The following is a 17,877-nucleotide window of genomic DNA, read 5'->3' as shown; positions in this document are numbered from 1 at the left end:
ATGAATTATGTGCTAAAATGCTTTAGTATGGATTCGTTTGATTTTATTGCGGGAGGAAAACGTTTGTGTTTTATTATCTTATCGCTTTAGCTGTTATACTTATTGATCAGGTAACAAAATGGATGATTGTAAAAGAAATGTATTATGGACAAAGCATCACCGTAATTGAAAACTTTCTTTACATTACCTCTCATCGTAACAGAGGAGCCGCGTGGGGGATTTTACAAGGACAGATGTGGTTCTTTTATCTCATTACGGTGGTTGTGGTAGTCGGTTTAATAATTTATATTCAAAAGCTCAAAAAACAAGATAAATGGTTCGGTATTGCGCTAGCATTAATGTTAGGCGGCGCCATTGGAAACTTTATTGATCGAGTGGTCCGTAAAGAAGTAGTTGATTTCGTAAATACATACATCTTTACGTATGATTTTCCGATTTTTAACGTAGCTGATTCGGCACTTGTCGTCGGAGTAATCATCATGTTTATTATGACGCTGTTTGAAGGGAAAATGAAGAAGGAGCACAAAGAATGAATGTAATTGAAACAGTTATAAATGAAGAACAAGCGGGAGAACGTATTGATAAAGTACTTTCGACTGTAAATGCAGAATGGTCACGTTCACAAGTGCAGCAGTGGATCAAAGAAGGTCATGCAAAAGTGAATGATAAAACCGTTAAAGGAAACTATAAATGTAAAACAGGAGACGCTATTATTATTGAAGTGCCGGAACTAGAGGAGCTTGATGTGGTAGCGGAAGAAATGGATTTAGATATTTATTATGAAGATCAAGATGTGCTTGTTGTAAATAAACCTCGCGGCATGGTTGTACATCCAGCTCCAGGTCATCATAGCGGCACGCTTGTAAACGGCTTAATGGCTCACTGTAAAGATTTATCCGGTATTAACGGCGTTATGCGCCCTGGGATCGTTCATCGAATTGATAAAGATACGTCAGGTTTACTTATGGTTGCAAAAAATGATTTAGCTCATGAATCACTAGTTAGTCAGCTTGTAGCTAAAACAGTGACGCGTCGCTATAAAGCTATCGTTCACGGAGTAATTGCGCACGATCACGGTACAATTGATGCGCCAATCGGCCGAGATAAGCAAGATCGTCAAAGCATGACGGTCACTGATGAAAACAGTCGTGATGCAGTGACGCACTTTACTGTATTGCAGCGTTTTAAAGATTTTTCACTTGTCGAATGTAAGCTAGAAACGGGGCGAACACACCAAATTCGCGTTCACATGAAGTATATTGGCTTTCCGCTTGCTGGAGATCCGAAGTACGGACCGAAAAAAACGCTTCCGATTGACGGACAAGCACTTCATGCAGGTGTATTAGGCTTTATTCACCCTCGTACAAATGAATATATGGAATTTGAAGCACCGGCTCCAAAAGAGTTTAATGAGATGCTAGAGCTTATTGAAAAAAGAAGTTGACAACTGCCATAAGTGATGGCATACTTGTATTAACTTAATAAGAACCTTTAAGAACAGTCCAGAGAGGCTGAGAAGGAAACGGTGCAGAAAAGGCATACTTATAGCCTTTTTGAAGAAATATGTCTAAAACCAAATCCTCTTGCCTCAAGGCAAGAGGATTTTTTTATGTCAACAACTTGAGGTGAAAAACAGTGAACGTAAAAGCTACCGTACTTGACGAACAGGCTATTCGCCGCGCTTTAACTCGAATTGCACATGAGATTATTGAAAAGAATAAAGGAATCGAAAATTGTGTGCTAGTGGGGATTAAAACGCGAGGTATTTATATCGCAAAACGTTTAGCAGAACGAATTGCACAAATTGAAGGAAATACATTGCCAGTCGGAGAACTAGACATCACGCTTTACCGAGATGATTTATCGAAAGTGACAAGCAATGACGAACCTCTCGTAAAAGGATCAGATATTCCGACAGATATTGCAAATAAGAACGTCATCTTAGTAGACGATGTGTTATATACGGGCCGTACGGTTCGAGCAGCACTTGATGCACTAATTGATATCGGTCGACCGGAACTCATTCAGCTGGCTGTTTTAGTGGATAGAGGACACCGCGAGCTGCCGATTCGAGCAGACTATGTTGGTAAAAACGTACCGACAGCTAAAAGTGAAAAAATTGCGGTGCATTTGATGGAAGTAGACGAAAAAGACCACGTGTCTATTTACGAAAAATAAATTATATACCCTTTTAAATAGTAGTCCCGTGAGGCTGCAAAAGGGGGGTCACTATACAAGGAAAACTATACTGCGGTATAGCGTCTTCCTTGTATGCTGAAAACCTCTTTGCCTCTGCGTAAAGAGGTTTTTTTATAGTGATAGGAGGAAAAACATATGAGTCAACAACGAGATTTTGTACTTGATATACATGATAAACCAAAAGCAGTAAATTGGTTAACATTGAGTCTGCAGCATTTGTTTGCAATGTTTGGATCGACGGTGCTAGTGCCGTTCCTAGTCGGATTCAGCCCGGCAATTGCTTTGATTTCAAGTGGGGTAGGAACGCTTGCTTTCCTGCTCATTACAAGAGGTCAAATTCCTTCTTACCTTGGTTCATCGTTCGCGTTCATCACGCCAATCATTTTCGCAAAAGCTTCGTTTGGACCTGAAGAAACGATGGTTGGCTGTTTCTTAGCCGGACTTGTGTATGGAATCGTTGCTTTGATTATAAAAGGAACAGGAATCAATTGGATTATGAAGCTGCTTCCTCCGGTTGTAGTAGGACCAGTTATTATGGTTATAGGCTTAGGATTAGCTAATACAGCAGTAGGCATGGCGATGAACGATGCAAAAGGAAATTACAGCTTAACTTACCTGATGGTTGCGCTTGTGACGCTAGCGATAACAGTTGCTTGCTCAATCTTCTTTAAAAACATTATCAGCCTGATTCCGGTACTGATGGGAATTATCGGCGGATACATCTTCGCTTATACACAAGGATTGGTAGACTTTTCAAAGGTAATGAAAGCAGAGTGGGTTGAAATACCTCACTTCTACGTGCCGTTCGTCACATACACGCCGTCCATTTCACTAGGGATTGTGCTTATCATGGTACCTGTAGCAGTCGTAACACTTTCAGAACATATTGGACACATTCTTGTTTTAAATAAGATTGTGGATCGAAACTATATTGAAAAGCCAGGGCTGCACAGATCGATTTTAGGAGACGGAGTAGCCACTATGCTTGCTGCGCTGATCGGCGGACCTCCAAACACAACATATGGTGAGAACATCGGAGTGTTAGCCATCACAAAGGTGCTTAGCGTATTTGTAATAGCAGGAGCAGCAGTCTTCGCGATTTTGTTCGGGTTTGTCGGCAAAATCAACGCTCTTATTTCAAGTATACCAACGCCGGTCATGGGTGGGATTTCAATTCTCTTATTCGGAATCATTGCTTCATCAGGCTTGCGCATGATGGTGGATGCAAAGGTAGATCTTGGATCAAAACGAAACTTAATGATTGCTTCGATTATCTTAGTGTTAGGAATCGGAGGAGCACACTTAGATATCTCAGAACATGTAAAGATTGATAGCATGGCACTGTCTGCTATCATGGGAGTTCTGCTGAATCTAGTTCTGCCGAAAGAGAAGATAAAAGAAGCGGAAAACGTTCAACAAACGTCAGCACGAAAAATTTCATAGAACGCCTTTTAATTGAAATCCAGAGAGGTTTCTAAGGGTGTGTGAAAAGCGCGTTATAGACGAAGCTTGTTTTCTTACACCCTTTCTAAGTTAGAAAGGGTGTTTTTTATAAAGAAATGCGAGGAAAGCAAAAATGGAGGGAATCGATATGAAACATTTAGTGACAGTCTCAACACTAGAAACAAATGAAATTCTAGAGATTTTAGACAGCGCTGAAAACTATCGAACGAATAAACAAGGATGGAAACCGGAAGAGAAAATGTTTGTTGCCAACTTATTTTTTGAAGCGAGCACGCGTACTCGATGCAGCTTTGAAATGGCAGAACAGCAGCTAGGATTAACAACAATTCCGTTTGAAGTAACAACTTCAAGCGTCCAAAAAGGAGAAACGCTTTATGACACGATTGAAACATTAGCTTCAATCGGTGTTCAGTCAGTTGTTATTCGCCACCCGCAAGATCGTTATTATGAAGCACTGCAGGAAAAAGTATCGATTCCCATCATTAATGCAGGAGACGGATGCGGTCAGCATCCAACTCAGTGTCTGCTTGATCTACTGACAATTCGCCAAGAGTTCGGCTCGTTTAAAGGATTAAAAGTCGCAATAGTCGGAGATTTGCGACATAGCCGCGTAGCGAGATCGAATGCAGAAATGCTGACAAAACTAGGGGCGACCGTATATTTTGCGGGACCTGAAGAATGGAAAGATGAAGAGAACAGACACGGTACATATCTTGATATCGATGAAGCAATCGAAACGGTCGATGTTGTGATGCTACTGCGTATTCAATTTGAAAGGCATGAAGAGAACACTTCAGAGCTTGCAAAGAACTACCATAGCCGCTTCGGATTAACCGTTGAACGAGAGCGGAAAATGAAATCACATAGCATTATTCTTCATCCAGCTCCGGTGAACAGAGGAGTCGAAATTGCAGATGAGCTCGTTGAATGTGAACGTTCAAGAATTTTTAAACAAATGCAAAATGGCGTATACATTCGCATGGCAGTATTAGCAAGAGCGCTACAACCAATTGAAAGGGGACTTAATAATGACAACAATTATCAAAAATGCTACATGGTTAAATGAAGGAAAAATTGAAAAAGTCGAACTGAAAATTGAAAATGGTGTAATTGCTGAAATAGCTTCACACATTGACGTAGAGAATGAAGAAGTCATTGATGCAGGCGGGAACTTCTTATCACCGGGTTTAATCGATGTCCACGTTCACTTGCGTGAGCCAGGGGGAGAAAAGAAAGAAACAATTGAAACAGGTACTCTAGCAGCTGCAAAGGGCGGTTTTACAGCAATTGCTGCAATGCCGAACACGCGTCCAGTGCCTGATACTGTTGAACAAATGGAGTGGGTAAACAAGCGCATTGAACAAACAGCACATGTGCGCGTATTACCGTACGCATCGATTACTACTCGTCAATTGGGAAAAGAATTAACGGACTTTGAAGGCTTAAAAGAAGCGGGAGCATTTGCTTTTACAGATGATGGAGTAGGGGTTCAGTCAACAGGAATGATGCTAGAAGCGATGAAAAAAGCCGCTTCATTAAACAAAGCAATCGTTGCACACTGTGAAGATAATGATTTAATTAACAAAGGCTGCGTACACGACGGGAAATTTGCAAAAGAACATGGACTAAACGGTATCCCATCTATCTGCGAAGCCGTTCAAATTGCACGAGATGTCCTGCTTGCTGAAGCAGCAAACTGTCACTACCATGTGTGTCACGTAAGTACAAAAGAATCCATTCGCGCCATTCGTGATGCGAAAAAAGCAGGCATTCGCGTAACTGCAGAAGTAACGCCTCATCATCTGTTACTAAATGAAGAAGATATCCCGGGACTTGATTCGAATTTCAAAATGAATCCGCCGCTTCGAGGAAAAGATGATCAACAGGCATTAATTGAAGCTTTATTAGACGGAACGCTTGATTTTATCGCCACTGATCACGCACCGCACACAGCGGACGAAAAAGCAGAAGGCATGGAGCTTGCGCCGTTTGGAATTGTGGGACTTGAAACAGCTTTCCCGCTTCTTTATACAAACTTGGTATTAAAAGAAGTAATGACGCTAGAGCAGCTAGTATCGTATTTAACAAACAAGCCGGCTGAAACATTCAATCTTCCTTATGGCACGATTGAAGTGGGAAAAACAGCGGATTTAACCATCATTGATCTTGAAACAGAAAAAGCAATTAATCCAGAAGAATTTGTATCAAAAGGTAAAAACACGCCGTTTGCTAACTGGGTATGCAAAGGTTGGCCGGTAATGACATTAGTAGAAGGTAAACGAGTATGGGAGGATGTTAAAGCATGCAACGTCAACTAATTTTAGAAGATGGAACAGTATTTATCGGAAAAGGATTCGGCAGCGACAAAGAAATGACAGGAGAAGTTGTTTTCAACACGGGAATGACAGGATATCAAGAAATTCTATCTGATCCATCATACTGTGCACAAATTGTGACATTAACATATCCTTTAATCGGAAACTACGGTATTAACCGCGATGACTTTGAGTCGATTGAACCAGCTGTACACGGTTTGATTGTAAAAGAAATTTGTGATGCTCCTTCAAACTTCAGAAGCGAACTATCAGTAGATGAATTTTTAAAACAAAAAGATATTCCAGGATTAGCTGGAATCGACACGCGAAAATTAACGCGAAAAATTCGTCAGCACGGTGCGCTTCGCGGACGCGTATGCAGCATGGAAGTCAATGTAGAAGAAGTGGTAGCACAGCTTCAAAATCATGAACTTCCAAATGATTCAGTTAAAAAAGTATCAACGGTGAAGCCTTACCCAAGCCCAGGCAGAGGTAAAAAAGTGGTACTCGTTGACTTTGGAATGAAACACGGAATTTTACGTGAATTAACAGCTCGTCAATGCGACGTGATTGTGGTTCCTTATAACGTAACTGCGCAAGAAATTCTTCAATTAAATCCAGATGGCATCATGTTAAGCAACGGACCTGGAGACCCAAAAGACGTACCTGAAGCAATCGAGATGATTCAAGGGGTTTTAGGGAAGGTTCCGCTTTTCGGAATTTGTTTAGGACATCAGCTGTTTGCTCTAGCATGCGGAGCAGATACAGAAAAAATGAAATTTGGTCATCGTGGATCCAACCATCCTGTAAAGGATCTAAAAACCAATAAAGTAGCTCTTACATCTCAAAACCACGGCTATACAGTGTGTGAGCCATCTCTTGTCAACACGCCATTAGAAGTGACGCACGTTGCGCTTAACGATGGAACAGTTGAAGGAGTAAAGCATAAAGAATATCCGGCATTTACGGTTCAGTATCACCCTGAAGCATCACCGGGACCTGAAGATGCAAACGGATTGTTCAACGAATTTATGGATCTTATGAAAAACAATCAGAAAGTAGGTAATTGCTAATGCCAAAACGTCAAGATATTAACACAATTCTCGTAATCGGATCAGGACCAATCGTCATTGGACAGGCGGCAGAGTTTGACTATGCAGGAGCGCAAGCATGTATTGCGTTAAAAGAAGAAGGATACAAAGTTATTCTTGTGAACTCCAATCCTGCAACAATCATGACAGATTCAGAAATGGCAGACAAAGTATATATTGAACCTCTAACGGTTGAATTTGTAAGCTCAATTATTCGTAAAGAACGCCCGGATGCACTGCTTCCAACGCTTGGCGGTCAAACGGGACTGAACTTAGCGGTAGAATTACACGAAACGGGCATTTTAGAAGAATTTAACGTAGAAATTCTCGGGACAAAATTATCAGCGATTGAACAAGCTGAAGACCGTGAGCAGTTCCGTTCATTAATGAATGAACTAAATCAGCCTGTCCCAGCAAGTGAAATCATTCATTCACTAGACGAAGCGTATGCGTTTGTTGAACAAGTAAACTATCCGGTAATCGTGCGTCCTGCTTATACGCTTGGCGGTACGGGAGGCGGAATTTGTAACAACGAGCAAGAGCTGATTGAAATTGTAACAAGTGGGTTAAAACACAGTCCTGTAACACAGTGCTTACTTGAGAAAAGCATTGCAGGCTTTAAAGAAATTGAATATGAAGTAATGCGCGATGCAAACGATAATGCGATTGTAGTATGTAATATGGAAAACTTTGACCCGGTCGGTATTCATACGGGAGATTCAATTGTTGTAGCACCAAGCCAAACGCTAAGCGACCGTGAGTATCAGCTGCTTAGAAATGCGTCACTAACAATTATCCGAGCGCTTAAAATCGAAGGCGGATGTAACGTTCAGCTAGCACTAGACCCAGAAAGCTTCCAGTATTACGTAATTGAAGTAAACCCTCGTGTAAGCCGTTCGTCGGCCTTAGCATCAAAAGCAACAGGGTATCCAATTGCAAAATTAGCCGCAAAAATTGCGGTAGGGTTAACATTAGATGAAATGATGAACCCGGTAACTGGGAAGACATACGCATGTTTCGAACCTGCACTAGATTACATCGTATCTAAAATTCCACGCTGGCCGTTTGATAAATTTGAATCAGCTAACCGTAAACTAGGTACACAGATGAAGGCAACAGGGGAAGTAATGGCAATTGGCCGCACGTTCGAAGAGTCAATTTTAAAAGCCGTACGCTCACTTGAGTCAAACGTTCATCACTTAGAGTTAAAAGATGCGCATGAATTTGATGATGCCATTATTGAAAAACGTATTCGCAAAGCTGGCGATGAGCGATTATTCTACGTCGCAGAAGCCATTCGCCGCGGCGTAACGATTCAGCAAATTCACGAGTGGAGTAAAATCGATCTTTTCTTCTTAGTAAAACTTGAAAAAGTGATTGCTTTTGAAAATGTGTTAAAAGAAGAGATTCATAATGTAGAAGTTTTACAGGAAGCAAAAGAAATGGGATTTGCAGACTGCACGATTGCTAAGCTATGGAATCAAACAGAGCGTGAAGTATACGACTTCCGCAAACAAAACGGCGTGATGCCAGTATACAAAACGGTAGATACATGTGCAGCAGAATTTGAATCTACAACACCATATTTCTACGGCACGTTTGAAGATGAAAATGAATCGATTGTTACAGATCGTAAAAGCGTTGTGGTGTTAGGATCAGGTCCGATCCGCATCGGGCAAGGAATTGAGTTTGACTATGCAACGGTGCACTCGGTGTGGGCGATTAAAGAAGCTGGATACGAAGCGATTATTGTCAATAACAATCCAGAAACAGTATCAACTGACTTCAGTATTTCAGATAAATTATACTTCGAGCCGCTGACGATTGAAGATGTGATGCATATCATCGATTTAGAAAAACCAGAAGGTGTGGTTGTACAGTTCGGTGGTCAAACAGCAATCAACTTAGCGGATGAGCTAGAAGCAAGAGGGGTCAAGATCTTAGGTACGTCGCTTGAAAGCTTAGATGCAGCGGAAGACCGTAAAAAATTCGAAGCGACGCTAGCGCGTTTAGAAGTACCTCAGCCGCTTGGAAAGACGGTTACTTCAGTTGAAGAAGCAGTGGTTGTCGCAAAAGAAATTGGTTATCCGGTGCTTGTACGTCCTTCATACGTACTGGGCGGACGCGCAATGGAAATTGTGTATAAAGAAGAAGAGCTGCTTCATTATATGAAACACGCGGTAAAAGTACACGCTGATCATCCTGTATTAATCGACCGCTACTTAACAGGAAAAGAAATTGAAGTCGATGCTATTTCAGACGGTGAAACAGTGGTTATTCCAGGGATCATGGAACATGTAGAGCGCGCGGGTGTCCACTCAGGCGACTCCATCGCTGTATACCCACCGCAAACTCTGTCACAGGACGTAAAAGATACGATCATTGATTACACAACACGAATTGCAAAAGGCTTAAACATTATTGGACTGCTTAACATTCAGTTCGTCTTATCAAAAGGAGAAGTGTTTGTTCTTGAAGTAAATCCTCGTTCAAGCCGTACGGTGCCGTTCTTAAGTAAAATCACGCGTATTCCGATGGCGAATGTGGCAACAAAAGTAATTTTAGGAACAAGTTTAAAAGATCTTGGCTATGAATCAGGCATGCACCCTGAAGAAGAAGGCGTCTACGTAAAAGTGCCGGTCTTCTCATTTGCAAAACTACGCCGCGTAGATATTACGCTTGGACCTGAAATGAAATCTACTGGAGAAGTAATGGGGCAAGATTCAACGTACGAAAAAGCATTATATAAAGGACTAATTGCGTCAGGTATGTCCATTAAGCCGTACGGTTCAGTACTTATGACAGTAGCGGATAAAGATAAGGAAGAGGCAACAGCGTTAGCAAAGCGCTTTGCTAATATTGGCTACCAGGTGATTGCAACGGAAGGAACAGCTTCAACGTTTACAAAAGAAGACATTCGCGTAAAAATAGTAAATAAAATTCATCATGAAGATCACAATCTTTTAGATGTGATACGAAAAGGTGAAGCCCAGCTGGTCATCAACACGCTAACAAAAGGAAAACAGCCTGCGCGTGACGGATTTAAAATTCGCCGTGAAGCAGTTGAAAATGGCGTACCTTGCTTAACATCACTTGATACAGCAGAAGCGATTTTACGAGTGCTTGAAACGATCAGCTTCCATACAACGCCAATGAAAAAAGTTCGTCCAACCAAAGAGGTGACAACCGTATGATCAAACATGAAATGATGCAAGTCGTCAGTCAGCGACCGTTAACACACAATGTATATGAATTAACCCTTCAAGGCGAGCTTGTTCGTTTCATGAATGAGCCGGGGCAGTTTGTGCATATCCGCGTCAACAACGACTATTTGCCACTGCTTCGCAGACCAATCAGTATTGCAGAAATTGATCAAACGCACGAACAATTTACGATGATTTACCGTGCAGAAGGGGCGGGAACATCGCTGCTGGCTGAAAAACAAGCCGGACAGTCGATTGACGTGTTAGGTCCCCTTGGCCATGGTTTTCCATTAGATGCAATAGAGTCAGGTCAAACGGCTTTATTAGTAGGGGGAGGCATTGGAGTGCCTCCGCTCTATGAGCTTTCAAAAAGACTTCGTGAAAAAGGCGTGCAGGTTATCCATGTCCTAGGTTTTCAATCAAAAGCAGACGTATTTTATGAACGAGAGTTTTTAGCTTTAGGAGAAACATATATTGCAACGGTAGACGGCTCTTACGGAACAAAAGGTTTTGTCACAACGGTGATTGACGAGCATCAGTTTTCATATGACGTTATGTTTTCATGCGGTCCAACTCCGATGTTAAAAGCACTAGAAAATAATTATACAAACAAGCCGCTTTACATTTCTTTAGAAGAAAGAATGGGCTGTGGAATCGGCGCTTGCTTTGCATGTGTATGCAGGGAAAGTGAAGATTCTACGGCGTATAAAAAAATCTGCAGCGACGGTCCCGTCTTTCAAGCAGGGGAGGTGCTTCTATGAGTATGCTAAAAACGACATTACCAGGGTTAGATTTGAAAAATCCAATTATGCCAGCATCCGGCTGCTTTGGATTTGGGCGTGAGTATGCTCAATTTTATTCACTTGATGCACTTGGAGCCATTATGATTAAAGCGACTACTGCTGAAACTCGTTTTGGCAATCCAACTCCTCGCGTAGCGGAAACATCTGCAGGAATGTTAAATGCGATTGGATTACAAAATCCTGGGCTAGAAAAAGTAATGAATGAAGAGCTCGTTTGGCTTCAGCAATATGATGTGCCGATTATCGCGAACGTAGCCGGTGCTTCAATTGAAGAATATGTGCACGTGGCAAAAGAAATTTCAACCGTATCAAATGTGAAAGCACTTGAATTGAATATTTCATGTCCTAACGTAAAGGAAGGCGGAATTGCGTTTGGCGTAGATCCTGTCATCGCCGCTCGTTTAACAAAAGCGGTAAAAGATGTTTCAAATGTTCCAGTTTATGTTAAACTATCACCAAACGTATCCAATATTGTAGACATGGCAATGGCTGTTGAAGAAGCTGGCGCGGATGGCTTAACGATGATCAATACGCTTCTCGGGATGCGTCTGGATTTGAAAACAGCTCAGCCGATTTTAGCGAACGGCACAGGCGGACTGTCAGGACCTTCAATTAAACCGGTAGCGATTCGAATGGTGTATGAAGTGAGCCAAAAAGTAAACATTCCAATTATCGGTATGGGCGGAGTGACGACTGCTGAAGATGCACTTGAATTTTTATATGCAGGTGCAAGTGCCGTAGCGGTTGGTACAGCAAACTTTGTCGATCCGTATGTATGCCCAACCATCATTGACGAACTGCCAAGGCTATTAACATCATTAGGATACGAGCATGTTTCAGAATGTATCGGAAGGAGCTGGAAAAAGCGTGAAGCAACCGTTAATCATTGCTCTTGATTTTTCATCAATTAACGATGTACAGCAGTTTTTAATGCCTTTTCAACAAGAATCATTATTTGTGAAAGTAGGCATGGAACTGTTTTATAAAGAAGGGCTATCCATTATTTCTGCATTAAAAGAGCAAAACCACCAGATCTTTTTAGACTTAAAGCTTCACGATATTCCAAACACGGTAAAGCAAGGAATGAAGTCTTTGGCTTCTCTTGAAGTGGATTTGGTTAACGTTCACGCAGCCGGCGGAACGAATATGATGCAAGCAGCCGTTGAAGGACTTGACTTAGGAACCGCTGCTGGCAAAAAACGTCCGGATTGTATTGCGGTTACTCAGCTAACAAGTACATCGGATGAAATGCTAAAAGAGCAGCAGCTGATTACGCACTCGATGCAAGAAGTGGTTACGCATTATGCAGCGCTTGCTAAAAAAAGCGGACTAGACGGCGTTGTATGTTCTACTCATGAAGTGCCTTCGATTCGAAAAGCAGCAGGAGAGGACTTTTTGACCGTAACGCCGGGTATTCGTATGGGCGCAGATTCAGTAGATGACCAAGTCCGCGTAGCAACGCCTCAGCTAGCGAGAGAATATGGCTCAAGTGCCATTGTGGTTGGACGTTCTATTACTAAAGCAAAAGACCCGCTTAAAGCATATTATGAGATGTTACAGCAGTGGAAAGGGGAGCGTATTACGCGATGACAAAACTACGAAAAGAAATTGCAAAACAATTAATTGATATTGAGGCAGTAAGCCTTCAACCGAACGATCCGTTTACGTGGGCCTCTGGAATTAAGTCGCCTATTTATTGTGACAACCGTCTAACGCTTAGCTACCCAAAAGTGCGAAAAGAAATTGCAAAAGGTCTGCAGCATTTAATTAAAACGTATTTTGCCAATGCAGAAGTGATTGCTGGTACAGCTACAGCTGGTATTCCTCATGCAGCATGGGTAAGTGAAGCGCTAGAGCTTCCAATGTGCTATGTGCGAAGCAAAGCAAAAGAACATGGCCAAGGAAATCAAATTGAAGGAAAAGTAACAAAAGGTCAAAAAGTAGTTGTGATTGAAGATTTGATTTCAACTGGCGGAAGTGTATTTACCGCAGTCGATGCATTAAAAGCGCAGGGTTGTGAAGTACTGGGAGTTGTTTCTATCTTTACATATGAGCTGGAAAAAGCGCGTCAGCTGTTTAAAGAAAAAGAACTTCAAGTTTATTCTTTAACAGACTACTCTACGCTAGTAGAGGCGGCAAACGAAGCGGGATACATTGAAGAAGAAGCGATGGAAAAGCTATTTAAATGGCGTGAAAATCCTTCAGATCCTTCATGGATGAACTAAACTAAAAACCCCCTATATAGAAAGGGGGTTTTTGTTATGACTGGCGCAGCTTCAGTACAAGTTCTTCGCTAGGCGTTACGTACACCGTTTGCTGATTATCGTACGTCACAAAACCAGGTTTAGCACCGCTTGGTTTTTTTACGTGGCGAATTTTTGTATAGTCCACTGGTACCGAACTTGAATTCTTGGCTTTACTAAAGTAAGCAGCAAGGTGAGCCGCTTCTAAAATTGTTTCTTCTGAAGGCTCTTGGCTGCGGATAACAACGTGAGAACCCGGTATATCTTTCGTATGAAACCAAACGTCATCACGAGCAGCAAGGCGATTTGTTAAATACTCATTTTGCTTATTGTTTTTTCCAACTAAAATCGTCGTGCCGTCGCTTGAAACGTATTGTTCAAGTGTAGGCGTGGTGTTTTTTTGTTTTTTTGCTTGCTTTTGCTGACGGTTGCGCAAATATCCTTCTTCCACAAGCTCTTCGCGAATCTCGGCAATGTCTTTGTGAGTAGCAGTATCCATTTGCTGAATAAGTGATTCAAAATACTGTACTTCTTCGTTTGCTTTTTCAATCTGTTCGATTACAATCGAAACGGAATTTTTCGCTTTTTGATACTTTGTAAAATAGCTTTGAGCATTTTGAGACGGTGATTTTTGCGGATCTAATGAAATCGTAAGTGTACCGCTATTTTCATCGTAATAATTAATAACATCCACTTTCGCATCTCCTTTTTTGACAAGGTGTAAATTTGCCGTAAGGAGTTCACCGGCTAGCTGGTAATCAGATGCTTTTTCTGCATTTTGTAGCGTTTGCTCAAGTTTTTTTATTTTTTTCTCATTTTTCTTTTTCTCGGTGGAAATAAACTGTACCAAATCATGCGCTTGCTGCTTTACACGATCTCGCTCTGCTTTCCCGTAGTAATAGCGGTCAAGAAGCTCGCTGATAGTTGCATACGTTTTTTTCGTACCCTCTAAATGCGTTAATTCGAGTAAATAAAAATAGTCTTTTTGATTAACGGTTGTCAGAGTCGGTGTAAACTGACCTTCTTTGATCAGCGTCATGGTTTCGACGAATGATTTTGGAAGGGTAGAACGATTCGCTAAGCCAGAGCGAAACACTACTTCATTTGCAATTAAAGGAGAAAGCCCTGAGAAGGTCTGCACTAGCTGACTGGCTAGCTTTCCGCTATTAAAATCAATTTTTTTAACCACGGTTTCCTCGTCCGCTTCAAATGGATGAAGCTTATCTTGGCTAGGAGGCAGTACGTAAGGAGCTCCGGGTAGAAGCGTACGATGCCTGTTCAAGGCCATTGGAACATGCTTAATACTGTCGATAATCGTTTGTTTTTCTTTATCTACAAGTACAACATTACTATGTCTTCCCATGATTTCAATAATAAGCTGCTTGTACGTCACGTCGCCAATTTCATTTCGTCCTTTTGTTTCAATGACTAAAATGCGGTCTAATCCAAGCTGATACACTTGTTCAATAATGCTTCCTTCTAAATGCTTGCGAAGAAGCATACAAAACATAGGAGGCTCAGATGGATTTTCATAGGGCTCATTTGTAAAATGAACGCGTGAATAGTTAGGGTGAGCTGAGATTAAAAGTTTGCGGTTTTCACCTTTAGCGCGTACTTGTAAAATCAACTCGTTTGGAAACGGCTGATATATTTTTGAAATTCGTCCTGAAACCAAGGTCTCAGATAATTCTTGTAAAATGCCATATGTAAAAATACCATCAAATGACACAGTGCTCACATCCTTAAGTAATTGAAAATTGTCCTATAGAAAAGTATAGCATTTTTTAGGACGAGTCTGAATAAGCATACGATATAAGATTGTAACAATCTAATAGGTGCATTTACAAATAAAAGGGTGTGAAAAGATGCAATGAAATGGTATGAATTAGGTGAAAAAGCAATAGTAGAAGTAACAAAAACAGACAGGCAGCATGGTCTTACACACAAAGAAGTAAAAGCACGTCAGCAGCAACAAGGGTTTAATGAATTGACTGAAGGAGAGAAAAAACCAGCCATTCTTGTGTTTCTAGAGCAGTTTAAAGATTTTATGGTACTGGTTTTACTAGCTGCCACGCTTATTTCAGGGCTTTTAGGAGAATACATCGATGCAATTGCTATCATTGCTATTGTGGTAATTAATGGATTTCTCGGGTTCTTCCAAGAAAGAAAAGCAGAGAAATCTCTTCATGCATTAAAAGAGCTTTCGGCTCCTCAAGTAGCAGCCATGCGTGAAGGGAAATGGGTTAAGTTACCATCTAAAGAGCTGGTAGTAGGAGACGTTGTAAAGTTTTCGAGCGGAGACCGTATTGGAGCTGACCTTCGGATTATGGAAGCCAAAAGTCTAGAAATTGAAGAATCAGCGCTTACGGGAGAGTCTTTGCCTGTTGGTAAGCAAATAAAAGCATTGTCAGGAGATGAAGTGCCGCTTGGAGATCAGGACAATATGGCGTTTATGGGTACCCTTGTAACCAGAGGAAGCGGAACAGGTATCGTTGTAGGGATTGGAATGAAAACAGCAATGGGGCAAATTGCTGATTTACTTCAAAATGCTGAAGCCATGATTACTCCTCTTCAACGGAAGTTAGAGCAATTGGGCAAAATTTTAATTGTTGTAGCTCTTGCACTTACTGTATTAGTTGTTGGGATTGGTGTGCTGCAAGGGCATGATTTATACAGTATGTTCTTAGCGGGAGTTTCCTTAGCTGTTGCTGCCATACCCGAAGGTCTTCCTGCCATCGTAACCGTGGCGCTATCTCTTGGTGTACAGCGCATGATTAAGCAAAGATCCATTGTTCGCAAACTTCCTGCTGTTGAGACACTAGGATGCGCGTCAGTCATTTGCTCAGACAAAACGGGCACATTAACGCAAAATAAAATGACGGTTACCCACCTCTGGTCGGGAGGAATGACGTGGAGAGTATCAGGGACAGGGTATGAACCTACGGGCGTATTTTCACGAGAGGAAAGAGAAGTTGATACACGGAGTGAAAAACCGCTTCAGCAGCTTTTGGTGTTTGGTCTGCTTTGCAATCAAACGTCCATCTTGAGAAAAGATAAAGAATATGTTATCGACGGGGATCCTACTGAAGCGGCTTTGCTTGTTGCCGCGATGAAAGCGGGGCTGACAAAAGAAAATATTCAAAAGCAGTTTACGATTATTGAAGAGTTTCCATTTGATTCAACGCGTAAAATGATGAGTGTAGTCATTGAAGACGCATCTCATAAACGCTATGTGATAACAAAAGGTGCTCCGGATGTGCTGCTTATAAACAGCAAAAATATTTTGTGGGAAAGCAGACAACAAACGCTGTCGGTAACGGTTCATAATGAAGTAAAAGGAGCGATTGATCACTTAGCTAGCCAAGCGCTTCGAACCATTGCTATTGCATATCGACCGTTAGGAGAACATGAGAGCGTTCATACAGAGAAGGAAGCAGAAAAAGACCTGACTTTCCTCGGGCTTCAAGGAATGATTGATCCGCCAAGACCAGAGGTCAAGCAAGCGGTCAAAGAATGCCGAGACGCAGGCATCAAAACCGTTATGGTTACAGGTGACCACGTTATTACAGCACAGGCGATTGCAAAACAGCTCGGAATTTTACCGAAAAACGGTCAAGTCTTGGAAGGAACGGATTTATCCAAAATGACGCAGGAAGAGCTAGAAGAAGTAGTAGATGATGTTTATGTATATGCAAGGGTATCACCTGAGCATAAGCTTAAAATTGTTAAAGCTCTTCAAGCAAAAGATCACATTGTAGCCATGACGGGCGACGGCGTAAATGACGCACCGGCTATTAAAGCAGCAGACATAGGCATTGCGATGGGCATCACCGGGACAGACGTAGCAAAAGAAGCGTCTTCACTCGTTTTGCTTGATGATAATTTTGCCACTATTAAATCAGCGATCAAAGAAGGGCGAAATATCTATGAAAATATTCGGAAGTTTATCCGTTACTTGCTTGCATCAAATGTAGGAGAAATTTTAGTTATGCTCTTTGCGATGATTTTAGCACTTCCGCTTCCGCTAGTGCCCATTCAGATACTATGGGTAAACTTAGTAACAGACGGTTTGCCTGCGATGGCTCTTGGCTTAGACCAGCCAGAGGACAACGTGATGAAGCGCCATCCAAGGCATCCGCGCGAAGGTATTTTTGCAAGAGGATTGGGATGGAAAGTAGTCAGCCGTGGATTTTTAATTGGAGCTGCTACACTTGCTGCGTTTATGATTGTTTACGACAATGACCCAGATCGGTTGCAGTATGCTCAGACGATTGCATTTGCCACGCTTGTCATGGCACAGCTTATTCACGTATTTGACTGCCGAAGTGAAAAATCAATTTTTGATCGGAATCCATTTCAGAACTTATATCTTGTAGGGGCTGTTATTTCATCTATTATCCTTATGCTGGTGGCCATCTACTATCCGCCGCTGCAGCCTATTTTCCATACAATGGCCATTGCACCGCGGGAATGGCTCGTTATCTTAGGACTTGCAAGCCTTCCAACTTTTTTACTTGCTGGTTCACTTTTAACAAGAAAACCTTCATAAATTGTGCTAT

Annotated in this window: 14 protein-coding genes; 13 read left to right on the top strand and 1 reads right to left on the bottom strand. The window is 41.7% G+C overall.

Annotated features, from left to right (window positions below):
• Positions 1-65: 65 nt before the first annotated feature.
• From lspA to pyrE, 12 genes are all read left to right on the top strand, one after another.
• Entirely contained in the window at positions 66-533 is a 468-nt protein-coding gene (gene lspA / locus LJY09_RS21050) for a signal peptidase II (protein WP_013084844.1), read from the top strand.
• Positions 530-1,444 (top strand): RluA family pseudouridine synthase, encoded by a 915-nt coding sequence (locus tag LJY09_RS21045; protein WP_013058941.1) that lies wholly within the window; start codon positions 530-532, stop codon positions 1,442-1,444. Before lspA ends, LJY09_RS21045 begins: the two co-directional genes overlap by 4 nt.
• 191 nt (positions 1,445-1,635) lie before the next feature.
• Positions 1,636-2,178 (top strand): bifunctional pyr operon transcriptional regulator/uracil phosphoribosyltransferase PyrR, encoded by a 543-nt coding sequence (gene pyrR, locus LJY09_RS21040; protein WP_013058940.1) that lies wholly within the window; start codon positions 1,636-1,638, stop codon positions 2,176-2,178.
• A gap of 156 nt (positions 2,179-2,334) precedes the next feature.
• On the top strand, positions 2,335-3,642 hold the full coding sequence (locus tag LJY09_RS21035) for a uracil-xanthine permease family protein (RefSeq protein ID WP_155010533.1): 1,308 nt from the start codon (positions 2,335-2,337) through the stop codon (positions 3,640-3,642).
• A gap of 148 nt (positions 3,643-3,790) precedes the next feature.
• Positions 3,791-4,729: an aspartate carbamoyltransferase catalytic subunit gene (locus LJY09_RS21030; protein WP_028411466.1), complete on the top strand. Its 939-nt coding sequence runs from the start codon at positions 3,791-3,793 to the stop codon at positions 4,727-4,729.
• Positions 4,692-5,981 (top strand): dihydroorotase, encoded by a 1,290-nt coding sequence (locus LJY09_RS21025; protein WP_028411465.1) that lies wholly within the window; start codon positions 4,692-4,694, stop codon positions 5,979-5,981. Before LJY09_RS21030 ends, LJY09_RS21025 begins: the two co-directional genes overlap by 38 nt.
• Positions 5,966-7,051 carry a carbamoyl phosphate synthase small subunit gene (locus LJY09_RS21020; protein ID WP_155010532.1) on the top strand — a complete coding sequence of 362 codons (1,086 nt, stop codon included), beginning with the start codon at positions 5,966-5,968 and terminating at the stop codon, positions 7,049-7,051. The genes LJY09_RS21025 and LJY09_RS21020 overlap by 16 nt, the downstream gene beginning before the upstream one ends.
• Positions 7,051-10,263 carry a carbamoyl-phosphate synthase large subunit gene (gene carB / locus LJY09_RS21015; RefSeq protein WP_014458390.1) on the top strand — a complete coding sequence of 1,071 codons (3,213 nt, stop codon included), beginning with the start codon at positions 7,051-7,053 and terminating at the stop codon, positions 10,261-10,263. The genes LJY09_RS21020 and carB overlap by 1 nt, the downstream gene beginning before the upstream one ends.
• A complete protein-coding gene (locus LJY09_RS21010; protein ID WP_034265289.1) occupies positions 10,260-11,033 on the top strand; it encodes a dihydroorotate dehydrogenase electron transfer subunit in 774 nt (257 codons plus the stop codon). The genes carB and LJY09_RS21010 overlap by 4 nt, the downstream gene beginning before the upstream one ends.
• On the top strand, positions 11,030-11,971 hold the full coding sequence (locus LJY09_RS21005; RefSeq protein WP_155010531.1) for a dihydroorotate dehydrogenase: 942 nt from the start codon (positions 11,030-11,032) through the stop codon (positions 11,969-11,971). The genes LJY09_RS21010 and LJY09_RS21005 overlap by 4 nt, the downstream gene beginning before the upstream one ends.
• A complete protein-coding gene (gene pyrF, locus LJY09_RS21000) occupies positions 11,943-12,665 on the top strand; it encodes an orotidine-5'-phosphate decarboxylase (protein ID WP_028411462.1) in 723 nt (240 codons plus the stop codon). Before LJY09_RS21005 ends, pyrF begins: the two co-directional genes overlap by 29 nt.
• Positions 12,662-13,300 (top strand): orotate phosphoribosyltransferase, encoded by a 639-nt coding sequence (pyrE, locus tag LJY09_RS20995; RefSeq protein WP_029715075.1) that lies wholly within the window; start codon positions 12,662-12,664, stop codon positions 13,298-13,300. Before pyrF ends, pyrE begins: the two co-directional genes overlap by 4 nt.
• 34 nt (positions 13,301-13,334) lie before the next feature.
• Here pyrE and LJY09_RS20990 read toward each other — a convergent pair whose 3' ends face one another.
• A complete protein-coding gene (locus LJY09_RS20990; RefSeq protein ID WP_176343453.1) occupies positions 13,335-15,047 on the bottom strand; it encodes an Rqc2 family fibronectin-binding protein in 1,713 nt (570 codons plus the stop codon).
• A 141-nt stretch (positions 15,048-15,188) separates the two neighbouring features.
• Between LJY09_RS20990 and LJY09_RS20985 the strand changes: the two genes are divergently transcribed.
• On the top strand, positions 15,189-17,867 hold the full coding sequence (locus LJY09_RS20985; RefSeq protein ID WP_228307419.1) for a cation-translocating P-type ATPase: 2,679 nt from the start codon (positions 15,189-15,191) through the stop codon (positions 17,865-17,867).
• Positions 17,868-17,877 lie beyond the last annotated feature (10 nt).

Source organism: Priestia sp. J2 (assembly GCF_020790095.1).
GTDB lineage: Bacteria > Bacillota > Bacilli > Bacillales > Bacillaceae_H > Priestia > Priestia zanthoxyli.
The sequence above is the reverse complement of the archived record's forward strand: the minus strand, read 5'-3'. Positions and strand labels throughout refer to the sequence as shown.